The sequence below is a fragment of the Dorea sp. AGR2135 genome (assembly GCF_000420885.1).
GTDB lineage: Bacteria > Bacillota > Clostridia > Lachnospirales > Lachnospiraceae > Dorea > Dorea formicigenerans.
This window is the reverse complement of sequence record NZ_ATVU01000001.1, coordinates 246,026-263,403: the sequence shown is the minus strand read 5'-3', so window position 1 is coordinate 263,403 and position 17,378 is coordinate 246,026. Positions and strand designations below refer to the sequence as shown.

17 protein-coding genes are annotated in these 17,378 nt (G+C 38.2%); 3 read left to right on the top strand and 14 right to left on the bottom strand.

Going from position 1 to position 17,378, the window contains the following annotated elements:
• Positions 1-18: 18 nt before the first annotated feature.
• The 7 genes from G593_RS0101250 to nadA form a co-directional block, all read right to left on the bottom strand.
• Positions 19-918 carry a 4Fe-4S binding protein gene (locus G593_RS0101250; protein ID WP_242827011.1) on the bottom strand — a complete coding sequence of 300 codons (900 nt, stop codon included), beginning with the start codon at positions 916-918 and terminating at the stop codon, positions 19-21.
• A gap of 1 nt (position 919) precedes the next feature.
• The gene (locus tag G593_RS0101245; RefSeq protein WP_005336444.1) at positions 920-1,348 is read right to left on the bottom strand and encodes an FMN-binding protein; all 429 of its coding nucleotides are present in this window, start codon (positions 1,346-1,348) and stop codon (positions 920-922) included.
• On the bottom strand, positions 1,348-3,072 hold the full coding sequence (locus G593_RS0101240) for an FMN-binding protein (RefSeq protein ID WP_029730472.1): 1,725 nt from the start codon (positions 3,070-3,072) through the stop codon (positions 1,348-1,350). Before G593_RS0101240 ends, G593_RS0101245 begins: the two co-directional genes overlap by 1 nt.
• 11 nt (positions 3,073-3,083) lie before the next feature.
• Complete coding sequence (locus tag G593_RS0101235) at positions 3,084-4,178, bottom strand: FAD:protein FMN transferase (protein ID WP_029730471.1); 1,095 nt, start codon at positions 4,176-4,178, stop codon at positions 3,084-3,086.
• Between the two features lie 214 nt (positions 4,179-4,392).
• Positions 4,393-5,244 carry a carboxylating nicotinate-nucleotide diphosphorylase gene (nadC, locus tag G593_RS0101230; protein WP_029730470.1) on the bottom strand — a complete coding sequence of 284 codons (852 nt, stop codon included), beginning with the start codon at positions 5,242-5,244 and terminating at the stop codon, positions 4,393-4,395.
• Positions 5,245-5,287: 43 nt separating this feature from the next.
• On the bottom strand, positions 5,288-6,517 hold the full coding sequence (locus G593_RS0101225) for an L-aspartate oxidase (protein ID WP_029730469.1): 1,230 nt from the start codon (positions 6,515-6,517) through the stop codon (positions 5,288-5,290).
• A gap of 10 nt (positions 6,518-6,527) precedes the next feature.
• Complete coding sequence (gene nadA, locus G593_RS0101220; RefSeq protein ID WP_029730468.1) at positions 6,528-7,433, bottom strand: quinolinate synthase NadA; 906 nt, start codon at positions 7,431-7,433, stop codon at positions 6,528-6,530.
• Between the two features lie 207 nt (positions 7,434-7,640).
• Here nadA and G593_RS0101215 point away from each other — a divergent pair, with 207 nt between their 5' ends.
• Positions 7,641-8,996: a threonine/serine ThrE exporter family protein gene (locus G593_RS0101215; RefSeq protein WP_005336456.1), complete on the top strand. Its 1,356-nt coding sequence runs from the start codon at positions 7,641-7,643 to the stop codon at positions 8,994-8,996.
• Between the two features lie 134 nt (positions 8,997-9,130).
• Here G593_RS0101215 and G593_RS0101210 read toward each other — a convergent pair whose 3' ends face one another.
• On the bottom strand, positions 9,131-9,889 hold the full coding sequence (locus G593_RS0101210; protein ID WP_029730466.1) for a DUF4866 domain-containing protein: 759 nt from the start codon (positions 9,887-9,889) through the stop codon (positions 9,131-9,133).
• A gap of 121 nt (positions 9,890-10,010) precedes the next feature.
• Between G593_RS0101210 and G593_RS0101205 the strand changes: the two genes are divergently transcribed.
• The gene (locus G593_RS0101205; RefSeq protein ID WP_029730465.1) at positions 10,011-10,892 is read left to right on the top strand and encodes a LysR family transcriptional regulator; all 882 of its coding nucleotides are present in this window, start codon (positions 10,011-10,013) and stop codon (positions 10,890-10,892) included.
• Positions 10,893-10,895: 3 nt separating this feature from the next.
• On the opposite strand, the gene G593_RS0101200 is transcribed toward G593_RS0101205, so the two are convergent.
• The 4 genes from G593_RS0101200 to G593_RS0101185 all read right to left on the bottom strand — a co-directional run bounded on the left by G593_RS0101200 (position 10,896) and on the right by G593_RS0101185 (position 15,175).
• Complete coding sequence (locus G593_RS0101200) at positions 10,896-12,041, bottom strand: glycerate kinase family protein (RefSeq protein ID WP_022278914.1); 1,146 nt, start codon at positions 12,039-12,041, stop codon at positions 10,896-10,898.
• A 50-nt stretch (positions 12,042-12,091) separates the two neighbouring features.
• Positions 12,092-13,483, bottom strand: coding sequence for a GntP family permease (locus tag G593_RS0101195; RefSeq protein WP_005336469.1), 1,392 nt, complete (start codon positions 13,481-13,483; stop codon positions 12,092-12,094).
• A 191-nt stretch (positions 13,484-13,674) separates the two neighbouring features.
• Complete coding sequence (locus tag G593_RS0101190) at positions 13,675-14,802, bottom strand: CdaR family transcriptional regulator (RefSeq protein WP_022278916.1); 1,128 nt, start codon at positions 14,800-14,802, stop codon at positions 13,675-13,677.
• Between the two features lie 28 nt (positions 14,803-14,830).
• Positions 14,831-15,175: a cupin domain-containing protein gene (locus G593_RS0101185; protein WP_022278917.1), complete on the bottom strand. Its 345-nt coding sequence runs from the start codon at positions 15,173-15,175 to the stop codon at positions 14,831-14,833.
• A 109-nt stretch (positions 15,176-15,284) separates the two neighbouring features.
• Here G593_RS0101185 and G593_RS0101180 point away from each other — a divergent pair, with 109 nt between their 5' ends.
• A complete protein-coding gene (locus G593_RS0101180; RefSeq protein WP_022278918.1) occupies positions 15,285-15,563 on the top strand; it encodes a type II toxin-antitoxin system HicB family antitoxin in 279 nt (92 codons plus the stop codon).
• A gap of 112 nt (positions 15,564-15,675) precedes the next feature.
• Here G593_RS0101180 and rlmH read toward each other — a convergent pair whose 3' ends face one another.
• On the bottom strand, positions 15,676-16,155 hold the full coding sequence (gene rlmH, locus G593_RS0101175) for a 23S rRNA (pseudouridine(1915)-N(3))-methyltransferase RlmH (protein ID WP_029730464.1): 480 nt from the start codon (positions 16,153-16,155) through the stop codon (positions 15,676-15,678).
• Positions 16,156-16,169: 14 nt separating this feature from the next.
• Positions 16,170-16,943 carry a ZIP family metal transporter gene (locus G593_RS0101170; protein ID WP_022278919.1) on the bottom strand — a complete coding sequence of 258 codons (774 nt, stop codon included), beginning with the start codon at positions 16,941-16,943 and terminating at the stop codon, positions 16,170-16,172.
• Positions 16,944-17,378 lie beyond the last annotated feature (435 nt).

The following is a 17,378-nucleotide window of genomic DNA, read 5'->3' as shown; positions in this document are numbered from 1 at the left end:
AAATCATCAAATAATTCTCTAGATTCCAAGCAAGATAAATATGCCGAGTAACAATAATGCCTTGAGTACAGTAAATATAATTTCGTTTCCGCGTAGAGTTATCTTTCTGAAGTGGTCATTTACAGCACAATGTACATTACTTTTCGGGCAGACATCCATACATTTCTGACATTGAAAACAATCAGCGCTGATTTCCCAGGAGCCATTATCCGGGAGCTGTATATCTGAAGGACATTTCCGTGTACATCCACTGCATTTTGGAATGCAAGAACTGCGGTCTCTTCTAAGTGAAAAAATCGGCAGTACCGGAAGCAGGGAAAAGATTGCTCCCATTGGGCATAAAAATCTGCAAAAAAAGCGTTCTTGTACACACATGCCAACTAAGATCAGTAATAAAATAATCAGTCCCGGTATATAGTTTGCGAGTTTCAGATTACCTGCATGGATCATGGAAAATACATCCCACGGGCTTGTTCCCTGTGCTTTGGAATAAATTCCGGCATAGCACATCAACACAATCATGAGTAATATCAAATATTTGCATACAGATAAGCGAGTACTTATCATCTGGCTGAGAACAACCGGTTTTTTCTTAAGCTTTTTGCAGCACCAGACATACCCTGTGTGTACTGCATCTCCCAATGTGCCAAATGCACAGGCAAAGCCACAGAAGAATCTTCCGAAAATAATCGTATAACCACAGAGGACGATCAGAACTGTAACAAAGGATGATACTGAAACCATTTCCCCCGCACCAATCTGGGTAAAAATATACTTAATTCCTGCAAAGGCCGCAGTATATGCAGAAGGAAACAATAAAAAGAAGAAAAGTTGTATTCCTGTCCGTAACCATATATGTATTTTTTTTACTTGTTTTATTGTAAATCTATCTGTCAGATATTTTTCTAATATATTCACATTAATTTCCTGCCTTTTGTAATGCATCTGCGACTGCATCCTTGATTCCTGTTGAGCTGAATGTTGCACCACTCATTACGTCAACTTCCGGTGTCTGGGCATCCAGAATTTTTGAGATGACACCTTTTGCAGTTTCCAGATAGGTTCCGTCTTCATTTTCAGCACTGATAATTTCTATATTTTTCAACTGACCATCTTCAATAGTTACTTTTACATCGATTGATCCACCAAATCCGGCTCCTTCTCCTTCATAAGTACCATCTGTATAAGAATTCTGTGACTGTCCAGTATTCGCTGTGTCTTCATCCAGTGATGCCTGAAGCTTTGCAATCTGTTCATCCTTTGCACGGACATTTAACACTTCATTGTAGCCGAATAGCATCAGTACAATCACTGCAAGTGAACTAGCTCGTATAATAAAATTTTTCATTATTTTTTTGCCCCTTCCAACGCATTTTTGCAAGCTTCCATAATTGCATTCGAAGAACAGGTCGCGCGAGATACTACGTCAATGTTGTCCGCAACACCAGAATTCAAAATCTGGTCTACTACACCGGTCGTTCCGCTTTTACCATAAGCAGCTTTCTGAATATAAGACTGATTATCACTGGCACCATCACCTTGAATATCTGTGATTGCGACAATTTTATCGTTTCGTACAGTAATCTTTAGTGTAAGATTATATGGTTCAAAATCCGCATCATCATCCGGCACACAAAGAGATCGTCCTTCGTAAATACCATTGTTATAAACAATGCCTTCGTCTTCTTTCCCATCTTTCTTCTCCAGAAGACGTATAGCCTGTTTCAGATTTTGAAATGCCTGATCAACTGTTGTCTGATCCGGCTCAGATTCCAGCACTGCTTTAGCATCCTGGATACGAACCGTAAGGACAGCCCATGTACTTTCTGTATATTGCTCTTCCTGAAGTGCTTCTGCTTCCTCCAGTGCTTTTTCTAATGCAGTAGTATCCGGTTTTGTATCTGCGGTTTCACCGTTTGTGACTTTTTCTGCCTCTTTCAGGGCATTTTTCACGGCACCGATCAAGCCGTTGGAACTGTAAGTTGCACCAGATACAATGTCTACATCTGTGCTCTGCTGCTTCATAATATTTTTAACAACTGTCATTGCACGGTTAAAGAAATCTGCATCATCATTTTTCTCCGTTACAAGAATCGCCTTTATAGTGTGATTCTGTATTACAACTGCAACCTTCACATCGCCATTGTAGCCTTCGGCAGATCCATAATAAATCCCTTCGTTATACGGAATCGTACCTGTGATTCCTTCGGTATTGTTATCCGTCGTGCTGTCGGTATCTAAGTTTGATGATGTATCTGCCAGGTCGATTGCAGCCTGCTTTAGCGCATCTCTCACTGCTTGAATCAATCCGGATGAGCTGTAGGTCGCGCCAGATACTGTGTCAACATTGGTTGTCTGCCCGGCTATGATCTTATCCAGAAGCACGGCAGCTTTTTTTATGTACTCACTGCCGTCTTTTGTTTCTACGATTTCAATTGCATTAATCTTTCCACCGGAAATGGTCACTTTTACTTTCAGTGTTCCACCAAATCCGGTTCCAGTTCCGTAATAAGCTCCGTCCTTATATGCGGCCGCATCCGTTACTGCTTCTACTGTTTTCGAACTTCCTTCTGCTGCCTGATTGCCGGATTGAGATTGCCCGGTTTCACCGCTGTCTTCTTCTCCGGTCAGCGCATTTTTTACAGCACCTATAATTCCATTCGAGCTATATGTGGCGCCCGAAACAACATCCACATCCAGAGATTGCTTTTCAATAATCCGGTCAATCACAGCTTTCGCCCGGTTAAAAAATGCTGCATCATCAGAGAAACTCAATATGTCAATGGACACGATTTCTTTATTCTGAATCTGAACTGCGACTGTAATCTCTCCTGCGTAACCGGTTCCGGTTCCTTTGTATACGCCGTCCGGTAGATTAAAAGAGCCTTTTACTGTCTCAGCTTCATCATTTGTCTGACCAGCCTGTTCTTCATTTACTGTTTCCTTCGCCTGAACTTCATAAGTCGGAGGTGAGTAGTTTCCAAGTGTAGTTCCAACACAGGCAGCTACCAGTACAATAGAAGCAGCCGGAGCATATTCTTTTATTTTCTTCATGATTTTTTCTTTTTCCATAATCATTCCCTTTACTTTTCAGATAATTTTTTGACAATATTCGTAGTCAGATCAGAACTGAATACATCTGCAATTCCCTCTGACACGTATAACTCGTTGTCATCTGTCATAAGAATCATATCGAATTTATCGCTGTGTTCTTTCCAGAAATCACAGGCTTTGTCTTTTCCCATTATGAATAATGATGTTGATAATCCATCTGCAAGGGTTCCGTCATCACTTACAATCGTCACAGACTTCAATCCATTTTCAGCCGGATAACCCGTTGCAGGATCAATAATGTGATGATAAATCTTTCCATTTTCTTCAAAATACCTCTCGTATCCGCCAGAAGTGATAACAGCCTTATCTTCCGCCTCAAGAACCCCCAGATAGTCATTGGTATCATCCGGGCTCTGTACTGCAACACGCCAGAATGAGCCGTCAGGCTTCGCTCCCAGCAACTGCACATTTCCTCCAAGGCTTACCATGCCGCTTGTAACGCCACATTTTTTGTAGATACCCATAATTCTTGAGGATGTATATCCTTTTGCAATCCCACCAAAATCAATCTTCACACCGGCTGGCAAAGCGACTTTCTTTGAAGCTTTGTCATATTGAATTTTAGAAGCATTCACATTTTCAAGAAGCCCTTTTAACTCTTCATCAGACGGGATTCTGTAATTCTGCGTTGTAAATCCCCATGCATCCATAACTGGATAAATTGTAATGTCAAACACGCCGTCAGTATCTGTATACAATTTTTCTGATTCATCTAACAGTATTTCTGTATCTTCTGAAATCGTTCCTGTACCGTTCTGATTCAGCGCATAGATTTCACTATTTCCATCACCTGTAGACAACAAATTATCTAGACGTTCAATCTCTGCTTCGGCTTTATCAAGCGCATTTTCGGCATTGTCACCATATGCAGTCAGTGTCATATAAGTATCCATCGCAAAGACATCTCTGCTTTGTGGTTCATCAGTACTTGAAGCCTGCGCCTCTGAAGAGGCGTTCTTGTCTGTGACAGATTGATCCACTATTGTATCAGAAGTTTTTGAATTGCATGAAGTTATCATAAAACAGACAATGGTAAATAAAATAATTTCTTTAATTCGTTTCATATAGTTCATATTCCATTCTTCTTTAATCATTTTCAAAAAAGTTAGTATTCTCTAACCATTAGACAATATAGCATATACTTAAAAAGGACGTCAAGAAAATACGCACTAATTGAAAACATTTCTCAATTAGCGCGTATTTTTCATTTACACTTATTAAAAATATTTATGGCTTGTGTAATAATTTCTGATTTGTGCAGATAAACAGACTTCTTTATTAAAGTACATGAAGTCCTTTTAAGGAAATATCAAGAATCGGTGCAGAATGGGTCAGTGCTCCACTGGAAATATAATCCACACCAAGTCCGGTCAGTTTTTCAATATTTTCCTTTGTAACATTTCCGGAACATTCTGTCTCGGCATGTCCATCAATGATTAATAAAGCTTCTTTCATCTCGTCATAAGACATGTTGTCTAACATAATGATGTCTGCACCTGCTTCTACCGCTTCCTTTACCATGTCAAGATTTTCTACTTCCACCTCGATTTTCCGAACAAACGGTGCATAATCCTTTGCCATCTGTATTGCTTTTGTGACGCTTCCGGCTGCACCAATATGATTATCCTTCAAAAGGACGCCATCAGATAGATTATAGCGGTGATTATATCCGCCTCCGACGCGAACTGCATATTTTTCGAAAATACGCATATTCGGAGTTGTTTTTCTTGTATCCAAAAGTTTCGTTTTAGTTCCGGCAAGCAATTTTGCAACAGTATTCGTGTATGTGGCAATTCCACTCATGCGTTGCAGATAATTTAAAGCTACCCTTTCTCCAGACAACAGAACTCGAATATCTCCGGTCACTACAGCAAGAAGCTCTCCCACTTTTACTTCATCACCATCTTTTTTATAAAATTGTACCTTTATTTTTTCGTCTAAAAGTTCAAAAACACGCTGGAACACATCCAGACCGGCTATGATTCCATCTTGTTTGCAGATCAGGTTAACTTCTCCTTGAACAGCTTCTTTCATGACTGAATTTGTGGTGACATCTTCGCTTGATATATCTTCTCTTAAGGCTTCTTCGATGAGATGGTCAGCCTGTAGTTTCATCGTAATTGTATTCATGACTCTCTGAAAATCTCCTTTTTTATAGCATTTTATTACTGTTTTATGCGGTTACCTTATTCATCTGTTTTTCAGACATGATTTTCCTGGCAGCTCTTTTAGCAAATACAAGACTCTCCAAAAGAGAATTGCTTGCAAGTCGGTTCTTTCCATGAACACCGTTGCAACTTGTCTCTCCTACTGCATATAAATTTGGCATAGATGTATGACTATCGGAGTCAACCCAGATTCCCCCCATAAAGTAATGCTGAGCCGGCACGACTGGAATCCACTCTTTTGTCGCATCATAACCTTCTTCCAGGCAATGCAGGTAGATATTCGGAAAATGACTTAGGATTATTTCCTTTGGAATCTTTTCTAATGACAGCCACACATGATCTGTCCCATCCTTCTTCATCTGTTCCTGAATGGCTTTTGTGACAACATCTCTTGGGAGCAGTTCATCTATAAATCGATTTCCGTTTTTATCATACAGAAGAGCGCCTTCACCACGCACAGATTCGGAAATCAAAAATCTGCGTCCCGGTTTTTTAGAATAAAGTGTTGTTGGATGGACCTGTACATAATCTAAATGTTCCAGTCTGATGCCATGCTTTTTTGCAATATCAATGGCATCTCCAGTTAAATGTGGAAAGTTTGTAGAATGCTTATAACGACCTCCGATACCGCCGCTTGCAAAAATAGTCTGATCAGCGCGGATATAAATCTTTTTATGATCAGATGTTTCAGCCTCAATCCCGGCACATGCCCCTTTGGAAATGAGGATGTCAGTCATCGTCGTATATTCCATAATCTGGATATTTTTACGTGTCTTTATCTGTGCAAGAAGCTTACTTGTGATTTCTTTACCAGTAATATCTTCATGAAACAGAATTCGAGGTCTGGAATGGGCGCCTTCTCTTGTGTACAGAAGTTTACCATCTTCCTTTGCAAAATCCACACCATACCCGATCAGATCATGAATTACATCCTGTGAACCGCGGATCATAATATCTACAGACTCTTTCCTGTTTTCATAATGACCAGCCCGCATTGTGTCTTCGAAATAACTGTCATAATCATCGTCATCATGTAACACACAGATTCCTCCTTGTGCGAGAAATGAATCGCTGCTTTCAAGATCTGATTTTGTAATCATAATAATGGATAAATCTTCGGACAGATTCAGGGCTGAAAAGCAGCCGCCTACGCCTGTGCCGACAATGACCACATCGGCTTGCAAATTATTTTCCTTACTTTTACTTACATTTTTCATATTATCTGTTTGATTCATATTCAAATGCCTACTTTCCAAGCTCTAACATACGTTCCAGAGGTTTTTTTGAATTTTCACGAAGGCTGTCACTGACATGAACTTCGTTCTTGCCGGTCTTCAATACATGAAGCACTTTTTCCAAAGTATTCTTTTTCATGTTCGGACATACTGGAACAGTCTTCGGATAGTAAAAATGTTTATCCGGATTATTCTGAACGAGTTTATAGTGTACACCCTCTTCTGTACAGATGATAAATTCATTACATGGACTTTCCGTTGCATATTTAATAATTCCTGAAGTACTTCCTATATAATCGGATAATTTTAATACTTCTGTATTACATTCCGGGTGAGATAACACCAGTGCATCCGGGTGTTCTTCTTTTGCTTCGCGGACTTCATCAGCTTCCATACGCTCATGTGTCGGACAGAATCCTTCATTATAGATAAAATGTTTCTCCGGAACTTGATCTGCTACAAAATGAGCCAGATTCCGGTCCGGAATAAAGTAGATATTCTTATTCGGTAACGCTTTTACTATCTTGACAGCATTTGCTGACGTCACACATACATCGGAATATTCTTTTAAAGCTGCTGTAGAATTAATATAGCAGACCACTGCTACATCTTCATACTCTTCGCGGACTTTTTTAATAGATTCTACATCTGCCATATGTGCCATCGGGCAGTCAGCAGCCGGATCCGGCATCAGAACAGTTTTGTCCGGATTTAAGATCTTTGCGCTCTCGCCCATAAAAGAAACGCCGCAAAATACAATCGTACTCTCAGAAAGCTCTGTTGCAACACGGCTTAGATAGAAAGAATCTCCTATGTAATCTGCAATATCCTGAACTTCAGGTCTGACATAATAATGAGCCAGGATCACTGCATTTTTTTCTTGTTTTAGTTTTTGTATTTCTTCTACAATTGTCATATGTTTTTCCTCCCATATGATCTGAAATTTCATTGCAGACAATTATAACACATGTTTTTACATGTGACAAGACAGTAAGTAATTATTGACAAACAAGAAATAAAGACTATACTAAAGCTGAACATAATATTCTATATATGTATAATTAAAATATCAAACATACATAATTTATATGGCTGAAGAAAATATTTATACTAAACTGACGATATGGTCAGTTCAATGAAGAAAGAAGTGATTTATATGCAAGTGATCCACAAAAATCACATGGAAATTTTATGGCATGATTATGCAGAAGCAATTGATGATATCCCGATTACAAGTGCTGGAATTATTGAAAAATCTTCTGTGATCGGACGGACAGGTCTTATGCTTCTGTCATGTGGAACCGGAGCATGGCGTGTCAGACAATCTATGAATACACTCGCAGAACAGTTAGGGTTGACTTGTACTGCAGACATCGGATTAATGTCCATTGAATACACCTGTTTCGATGGAGAGGAATGTTACTCGCAGTCCTTATGTCTTACAAATACAGGAGTAAACACATCAAAACTGAATCGTCTGGAACAGTTTATTAATAAATTTTCATCCGAAGGTGTATACATGACTGGTGAGGAATTACATTCTCATTTGGATCAGATTGAAAAAATACATGGTCTCTACTCTCCGACCGCACTTGGTTTTGCAGCCGCACTTGCCTGTGGCGCATTTACCTTTTTACTTGGAGGCGGACCGGTAGAAATGTTTTGTGCATTTGCAGGTGCCGGTATCGGGAATTTTGTCCGATGCAAACTGGGGAAGCATCATTTTACACTATTTTTATGTATCTTCGTTTCCGTAACATCAGCCTGTCTGGTCTATGCAGGATTATTTGAAGTGATGAAACTGATACTTGGGGTGTCAGAACAACATGAAGCAGGATATATTTGTTCTATGTTATTTATCATTCCAGGATTTCCATTCATTACCAGCGGTATTGACCTTGCAAAATTGGATATGAGATCAGGTCTGGAACGATTAACTTATGCAATCATTATTATCACTGTTGCAACAATGACTGCCTGGATTATGGCACTTATCTTAAAATTGCAGCCGGTGGATTTTCTAACATTAAATTTGCAAGTCCCGGTACAAATTCTCTTCCGACTGGCAGCAAGCTTTTGTGGAGTTTTCGGATTCTCTGTTATGTTTAACAGTCCAAGAAAACTGGCAGCTACAGCCGGATGTATCGGAGCAGTTGCCAATACTCTTCGTCTGGAAATGGTGGACCTTGCAAATATGCCCCCAGCTGCTGCTGCATTTATCGGCGCGCTTGTCGCAGGAATTCTTGCTTCTATGATTAAAAATGTTGCGGGATTTCCAAGAATATCCGTAACGGTACCTTCTATAGTAATTATGGTACCTGGCCTTTATTTGTACCGTGCTATTTATAATCTGGGAATCATGTCTCTGCATACATCAGCAGAGTGGTTCGCTGCCGCATTTATGATCATACTTGCATTGCCGCTTGGATTGATTTTTGCAAGGATTTTGACAGATAAAACATTTCGTTATTGCACGTAAATTCAAAGATTCGACTCTCAATTATATAAGTTCACTTGTCACTTATATAATTGGGAGTCTTCTCAACTGAACTAAAAGAGGAACCGTTCATTTTCAAGTGAATAGTTCCTCTTTCTTATAGATTATATGACAAATTATTCTTTATATTGATAAACAATCTTCTTCGCTGTCTCAATATGTTTTTCCAGTCGTTCTGAAAAATGTGTAAATGGAAGAAAAATTCCAAGTTCATCAAAATGCTCGCCTTTTTCTTCAAGACGTTCTTGTCCATAATAAACAATGGATTTTGGCAATTCTTCCTGCAATTGCATAACCAGATCCATAACGGCGACATAAGACTGAGCTTCAGTCTCTTTCATTTTGATAGTATCTGGCAGTTCATATACAAGCAAAACACCTAACTGCTCTCCCATTCGATAATCTTTTACTTCCATAGTCACTTCATCATAACAATGCCTTTTTCGATATCCTTCTGCCAGATACATTTTCACATCATCATTTTGTGCGTAGACTTTTTGGAATTTATGATACATTTTGTCAGGTACAGCTTTCTTGCAATCATTTAACAGATTGCCGGATCCATCCGTTAAAATATAAGGATTGGTATGTCCGTCAGCATTAAAACGAAACGGAACAAGGTATGCATTTCTAAGAAGATCGAACATGCTGTGCTGACAGATTGCCAGAAGGAAAGCGGTCAGATCTTTATTCTTATAAGCGTCAAATAAAGCTTTTGCAAATTTCTCCGGCGGCAATACTTCTCCTGAATATTCGCCGTCAGATTCTACTGATTCATAAAATGTTTCCATCAACCGTTCGCATGCCTGCGAATTTTCCAGAATTTTGTCAAATAAGTATTCTGCTTTTTCTTCTCTTGGAAATATGGTTGCCATTGTTATTCATCTCTTTTCTTATTGATTTTTTATCTGCTATATATTATAGTTGTCTTACGACAAAATGTAAAAGATATATTTAGTATCATGGATATATCAATTTGGAATGAGAGGACTAGATATGATTACTTACGATTATTACCGCATATTTTATTTTGTAGCACGTTATAAGAGCTTTACAAAAGCAGCAAAAATGCTTGGCAACAATCAGCCCAATATTACACGCTGCATGAATATCCTGGAGCAAGAATTAAAATGCACTCTTTTCCTACGGTCTAACCGTGGTATTTCGTTAACACCAGAGGGAAAGAAATTATATGAGCATGTAGCAATTGCATATGAACAGTTACAGATTGGCGAAGAAGAAATCCGTCAGAATGGTGAACTGGAGAATGGATTAGTATCCATCGGTGCCAGCGAAAACGCGCTGAGACTGGTACTACTTTCAAGACTTGAAAAATTTCATGAACAATATCCGCATGTCAGACTTCGTATTTCGAATCATTCGACGCCACAGGCAATTCAGGCATTAAGAAGTGATATTGTGGATTTTGCTGCTGTGACAACACCACTTGATATTAAAGGTCCACTTGAAAAAATCCCATTAGCTTCTTATCGTGAAATATTAATTGGTGGAAAAAAATATAAAAAATTGGCAGAACAGACGCAAAAACTGAAAGATATTGCTTCTCTTCCATTTGTCAGTCTGGATGAAAATAGTGGAACCAGAGAATTATACAATAGTTTCTTTTTAGAACATGGACTTTCTTTTGCACCAGATATGGAAACTGCAACTACCGATCAGATGTTGCCGCTCATCGTACATAATCTTGGCATTGGGTTTTATCCAAAAAAGATGGCAGAACTTGCTCTTGCAAAAGGCGATGTCTACCAGATACCGTTGGAAGAAAAGCTGCCACTTAGAAGAATCTATTTAGTTACAAACGGCAGTGCCGCCAAGAGTACCGCCGTTCGTAAAATGATTGAATTTATTCAACATTAATAATTAAGCTTTTGAAATCTGCATCCCGGCTTTCAAAAGCTTAAATAGCCTTCTGGCAGCCCCTAGATACAAATCTTCTGCATGTTCCAATGCATCCGAAAGGGGCATAATACCATTTACAGTAGTGATGATAGATTCGATTCCATACGCATAGATATCTTCCGCACCTTTTCCCATGCTTCCGACGATTGCAACAGCTGGTATATGGTGATCTTTGCAATGAACACCAACACCCTGCATGACTTTACCAAATACAGACTGCCAGTCTGTAGCGCCTTCTCCAGTTACCACGATATCTACATCTTTCAGATGTTCATCGAAATCTACAAGATCAAGTACAGTTTCTATTCCAGATTTCAATGTTCCGTTTAAAAATACCATAAGAGCAGTCCCGAGACCACCAGCTGCACCTGCACCTGCAATTTGATCCATATCCAGTCCAAATTGCTCTTTAATAATGTCCCGGTAATTACACATACCAGCTTCCAGATCATTTTGAATCTCGGGGGGTGCACCTTTCTGTCTTCCAAATGTATAAGTAGCTCCGTCTTTTCCGCAAAGCGGATTTGTGACATCACACATTACCGTGAATTTACATTCTTTTATCAATGGATTCAGTCCAGAAAGATCTATTTTTCTAATTTTCATCAAATCCTCGCCGCAACCCTTTAATTCCTGGTTATTCTCATCCAAAAATTTTCCACCAAGGGCGCGTATACAACCGATTCCACCATCGTTTGTAGCAGAGCCGCCGATGGCTATGGATATATCCCGGAATCCTCTTCTAAGAGCATCTGCGATCATTTCTCCAGTTCCATAAGAGGTAGTATAGCGTGGATCTCTTTTCTCTTCTGGAACGAGAGGCAGTCCGGAAGCTACAGCCATTTCCATTACTGCACGAGTTTCATCCAGCATACCGTAATTACTTGTAATATTTTCCCAGAGAGGTCCATGAACTTGCACAGATATTTTTTTTCCATTCGTAGCCGCAAGTACTGCGTCTGTCGTACCTTCACCACCGTCAGCAACCGTAATACTGTCACACTGACAGTCCGGGAATGTCTCCCGGGCTGACTGTGTTAAAAGTTCTGCAGTTTTTTGTGAGGATAATGTTCCTTTAAATGAATCTGAAGCAAATAAAAATTTCATAAGCTTCCTCCTGTAATTTTATAAATGTCTTTCGAATTCTAACCGCATTTTTATAAAAATAATGATAAAATAAAAATTTCTACCATAGAACTGATTCCAAGAATCAATGTAGCCACTGTCTGAGTTTTATATCCTTTTTCAGGTGTCATTGCACCAAAATTGGTAACTACCCAAAAATAAGAATCATTCGCATGGGATACAGTCATTGCACCAGCACCAATTGCCATTACAGCAAGAACTGTTCGAACCGGACTTCCAAGACCAAGAACCGGAAGAAGTGGTGCCACGATTCCTGCAGTTGTTGTAATTGCAACAGTAGATGAACCCTGTGCAGTTTTCAAAATAGCTGCTAATAAGAATGGGAAGAAAATTCCAATCTTTTCAAGTAACGTAGCATTTTGTGTAATATAATTAATCATATCTGTAGAGGAAATGACTTTACCAAGTACTCCACCAGCCGCTGTAACAAAAAGAATAGGTCCTACAGTTTTTAATGTCTCATTTGTCAGTTCGTAGAACTCATTCATTTTTCCGGCTCCTGACAACTGAATGATGCCAAAAATAGTTCCAACAGCAAGAGCAATAATCGGTGTTCCAAGGAACTGCAGAATGCTGTTTATTGTACCAGTAAGACCTGCCATACTTGCAATAGAACCAATTGCCATCAGAATAATCGGAACTATAATTGGTGCAAGTGCATTGAAACCATTTGGAAGTTTTCCATACTCAGCAACAAGTTCTTCATAAGTTTTATGAACTTCATTTTGGTTGGCTTCATCATTTGCTGTTACTTTTGTTCCAATATGTTTTGCAAAGAAATAACCTGCTATTAATGGAAAAACAGAACAAAGAGCACCCATTCCCATTACAAGTAAAAGATTATTTCCTACTCCCATCGTTGATGCAGCTGCAATTGGTCCGGGTGTAGGTGGAATAAATACGTGTGCAATATAAAGTCCAGATGAAAGCCCAATTGACATTGCTACGGAAGATGCACCTGTTCGGTTAACAAGTGCTTTACGAATTGGATTCAAAATAACAAATCCAGAATCACAGAATACCGGAATTGATACTACCCAGCCCATTAATTCCATAGCTAATTCCGGATGGCTCTTACCGACAAGGTGTATTACCATGTCTGCAAGCTTCAATGCTGCACCAGTTTTTTCGAGAATTGTTCCAATCAATGCTCCAAGAATAATTACAATACCAATGCTTGTAAATGTTCCTGAAAAACCTTGTCCAATTACATTCGCAAGACCCAGCGTTTTTACAGTTCCATCTGCTTCGGTTACATTTGTAAGCGGAATTCCCGCAACCAGACCAAGTATTAATGAAATAGCCATAATTGCAAGAAATGGATGAATCTTGAATTTTGAAATTGCCAAAATCATAAGAACTATCGCAATAATAAATGCGATGATAAGTGGTAAACCTGTCATATAAATCCCCCTTTTCTATTTGATATTTCCTATCATGTTTCTTAAGAAAGAGTTTAACAAAAAAAGATTCGAACAACAAAAGCTCTTACCACAAATCAAAGCATAAAAATTGTTACCATATCACAAAACATTTGTTCTTGATTTGACATTACATAAAGACTCAAGTTCATACGATTACATATATCGAATACTTATCTTCGTGATAGATATATATATAAGAATATTAAAAACCATTTATCTTTTGCTGAATTTTGAGGATTAACATCTAGCATATCTCGAAGTTTATTATATTGATATGCAAATGTATTTTTGTGCATAAAAAGCTCTTCGGAAGCTTTAGCTGTATTGAAGTTTGTATCTATCAACGTATCAACAAGTTCCAGACAGTGTTTTTGTATATCGATCGGCAAAAAGTTCCCAAAAACATTGAATATCTGATTCATTTCATTAATCGGAACAATTGCCTGAATATATTCAGAAATATAATCATAAAAATATATACTATTATGCTCAGTCTTGATATTATTTTCCAACCACTTGCAATGCCGATAAGCATAATAATACTGAGGAAAATTATTTTGAAATGTTCCTATGTAAAATTTGCAGGAAATCTCTTTTTTCTTAATCCATTGTAAGGTTGGCTGCAAATATTCTGCCAGCATATATTTGTATTCAGCAAAAAAACGTTTATTTTTTGAATCAATTGTTTTAAAAATTAATATATATTGATCTTCCAAAGGAAAACTGATGTCTTCGCTTTTATGCAGAATTCCTTGCTTTATGGATTCTAAAAGTACTTTTTGATATTTAGGATCTTCAAGATAACAAAGAATAGGTATACGTATAAGTTCTTCTTTGTAACTCAATTCTTCTGCAAGTCTTCGAAGACCATTCGGATCAGCATTTTGCTCACCTGTAATCATCTCTATAAAACGTTCTTTTTTTGTTTGTCTTCTGATAGATTGTAACTTCTGGGTTTCATACTTTAATAATGTTTCAATTGCAAGTTTCGTGATATTGGCAACTGGACGAATTTCATCTGGCTTCCCAGTTACGCCTACTACTCCTTCACGTTTGTCATCTATTTCAATGACCATGTTAATCCCCTTTAAAGTACCTTGATAATCCAAGTCATTTTCAACCGTAATTATATTTTCAGAGGTGTGAAGAATCTGATATGCTGCTTCGTGAAAAGAACCAACACGTTTGGGGTCACAACTGGCAATTATAATTCCTTTTTCATTCATAATATTAACATTATAAGTTGTATATTTTGTCACATGTTCTATCAGTTTTCGTGCGAGTGTTTCTTCTAACATGGTGTCTCCTGCTTAGTTGATATAATGACTATTTTTTTAACACAAGGGCGATGAATATAATTGGTTCTGTTCCATGATTTTTAATTCCATGACCATCCCCATCTTTACAAAATGTTACATCTCCTGCTTTGATTTCATATTCTTTATCATTATCGATATATGTTGCACTACCAGAAAGCACATAATAAGTTTCTGTCTCTCCATGATGTTCATGATATCCTAATTCACACCCTGGATGAATCGTTACCTGTGAAAAGATTCGGCAGTGCTCTGCTCGTTCTTCTTCATTCAAAAGAGCTTCCATAAGTACATAACCTGCTCCACCATTTACATTTTCCTTTTTGGCAATTTCACGTTCTCCGGTTTTAGTCATGATGATATCCTCCTGTTATCTAAAAAATTATGATCATTTCTTTTATCATAGCACAAATCATGCTATAATGGAAAAAGACTTGTAATAATATATAGAAAGGACATTAGATATGAAATTTATATATCCGGCAGTATTTCGAAAAACTGAAGAAGGAAGATACAAAAGCTATTTCCCGGATCTGGAATGTTGTTACGGCGAAGGCGACACTTTAGATGATGCAATTGATGATTCCAATGAGGCAGCCAGAAATTGGCTGAGTCTGGAACTTACAGAAGAAGATCCTTTCATTCCATATGTTTCCGACGAAGAAGATATCGAATTAAAAGATGGCGAGTTCATTCGTAATATTTCTGTTAATATTCGATTTTACGAAGGATGGGATGAATAAAAAATGGGGCTTTCAGTTAATACCGATTTTTAGGCTATAAACCTTAAAATACGAATCTTCCGTAGAAATCAGTATTTTTTATACTTCAACTTCTTCGAAAGATTCGTATTTCTTATTTGTGATATGGTTCTCCGTTTATAATTCTGTAACTGCGATAAATCTGTTCTAGCAAAATTACACGCATCAATTGATGTGGAAAAGTCATTTTCGAAAAGCTAAGTGCATAATCAGAACGTTTCAGAACTGCATTCCCAAGTCCTATAGAACCACCAATTATGAAAATAATATGACTTGTGCCCTGTACACCTAGTGTATCAATTTTTTCAGAAAGCTCTTCTGAGGTCAACATCTTACCGTTAATCTCCAGTGTGATTACATAAGCATCATCTTTTACGTATTTTAAAATTCGTTCGCCTTCCTTATCTCTGATTCCGGCTTCTACAATTTCACTGGCGTTATCTGGTGTTTTTTCATCTGCAACTTCTATAATTTTCAGTTTGCAATAGCGGCTTAATCTTTTTGAATATTCCGCAATTGCATCTTTTAAGTATTTTTCTTTTATTTTTCCGACGGTAATTAGTGTAATTTTCATATAAACTCCTTTATTTAACCAAATGCCACATCAAGCATCATCATCAGTACAAAGCCAAGTGCAAAACCAATGGTCCCGATGTTACTGTGAGTGCCTTCGGCAGATTCTGGAATTAATTCTTCTACTACTACATATATCATAGCTCCCGCTGCAAATGCAAGAAGATACGGTAATAATGGTGTAATTTTAGATGCAAGCAGAATTGTTATTCCACCGCCAATTGGTTCCACAATCCCAGAAAACATACCATATAAAAAAGCTTTTATCCGCCCTTTTTCACTTCTGACAGGCAGTGAAACAATAAAGCCCTCTGGTATATTTTGAATTGCTATGCCGATAGACAGTGCAAATGCTCCGGCAAGTGTCACTTTTGAATTATTCATAAGAAGTCCTGCAAATACTGCGCCACCAGATATTCCTTCCGGAATATTGTGAATTGTAACTGCCAAGATCAGCATCGTCGATTTCTTTAATGAAGCTTTAGGACCTTCTGATTCTTCACTCCCAAGATGCAGATGTGGAATGAGGCGGTCCAATGCAAGAAGAAACACAATGCCGACAAGAAAGCCAACAGCAGCCGGTAAAAATGCCAGTTGTCCAAGATAATCAGACATTTCCATAGCTGGAATTAAAAGTGACCATACAGAGGCCGCAACCATAACTCCCGCTGCAAAACCAAGTAAAGACTTTTGAATCACAGGTTTTAATTCATTTTTTATAAATAATACGCATAATGCCCCAAGAGTTGTTCCGATGAACGGTATCATTAGTCCCCAGAAAATTGTCATGTATCAAACACTCCTTTTTATTATCTATTAGTATTATATTCAGAATCTCGATATCCTAGAATAACAGTATTAAATTAATCTACGGAGGTTAGGCTAAACTAATTCTGATATTATTTTATACAAAAGACTTAGAAGTGTCAATAAAAAAGTCAACTTCATAAATTAAGGGCACCCCTTTTATGAAAAAAGGGACACCCTTCATCAATGATGGGGACGTAGTATTTTAAAGTTTTACTACGTCCCCATTCAAGAATGCCTCGGCATTCTTGCTGCGAGGTGCGCGTCATGCAATTGCATGACATACTTCTACTGCGCACCTCTGCAAGTCTACACTCCGTTTCGGTCGGCACAAAACCATTGTCCACCGGACAATGTGCGCCCTGCCGGAGGCTATATCAGCTGGGGGATTGACTCCCACCACTGATACCAGCTTGT

Coding starts and splice junctions, on each gene's coding strand:
- G593_RS0101210 (WP_029730466.1), bottom strand. CDS start 9,889: ATGGCAACCATATTTCCAAGAGAAGAAAAAGCAGAATACTTATTTGAC.
- G593_RS0101190 (WP_022278916.1), bottom strand. CDS start 14,802: ATGTTAGAAGAAACACTCGCACGAAAACTGATAGAACATGTGACAAAA.
- G593_RS0101185 (WP_022278917.1), bottom strand. CDS start 15,175: ATGACTAAAACCGGAGAACGTGAAATTGCCAAAAAGGAAAATGTAAAT.
- rlmH (WP_029730464.1), bottom strand. CDS start 16,155: ATGAAAATTACACTAATTACCGTCGGAAAAATAAAAGAAAAATACTTA.
- nadA (WP_029730468.1), bottom strand. CDS start 7,433: ATGACAATTGTAGAAGAAATACAAAAACTAAAACAAGAAAAAAATGCA.
- G593_RS0101180 (WP_022278918.1), top strand. CDS start 15,285: ATGAAATTTATATATCCGGCAGTATTTCGAAAAACTGAAGAAGGAAGA.
- G593_RS0101195 (WP_005336469.1), bottom strand. CDS start 13,483: ATGACAGGTTTACCACTTATCATCGCATTTATTATTGCGATAGTTCTT.
- G593_RS0101170 (WP_022278919.1), bottom strand. CDS start 16,943: ATGACAATTTTCTGGGGACTAATGATACCGTTCATCGGAACAACTCTT.
- G593_RS0101240 (WP_029730472.1), bottom strand. CDS start 3,072: ATGGAAAAAGAAAAAATCATGAAGAAAATAAAAGAATATGCTCCGGCT.
- G593_RS0101235 (WP_029730471.1), bottom strand. CDS start 4,178: ATGAAACGAATTAAAGAAATTATTTTATTTACCATTGTCTGTTTTATG.
- G593_RS0101225 (WP_029730469.1), bottom strand. CDS start 6,517: ATGAATCAAACAGATAATATGAAAAATGTAAGTAAAAGTAAGGAAAAT.
- G593_RS0101200 (WP_022278914.1), bottom strand. CDS start 12,041: ATGAAATTTTTATTTGCTTCAGATTCATTTAAAGGAACATTATCCTCA.
- G593_RS0101205 (WP_029730465.1), top strand. CDS start 10,011: ATGATTACTTACGATTATTACCGCATATTTTATTTTGTAGCACGTTAT.
- G593_RS0101215 (WP_005336456.1), top strand. CDS start 7,641: ATGGTCAGTTCAATGAAGAAAGAAGTGATTTATATGCAAGTGATCCAC.
- G593_RS0101245 (WP_005336444.1), bottom strand. CDS start 1,348: ATGAAAAATTTTATTATACGAGCTAGTTCACTTGCAGTGATTGTACTG.
- nadC (WP_029730470.1), bottom strand. CDS start 5,244: ATGAATACAATTACGATGAAACTACAGGCTGACCATCTCATCGAAGAA.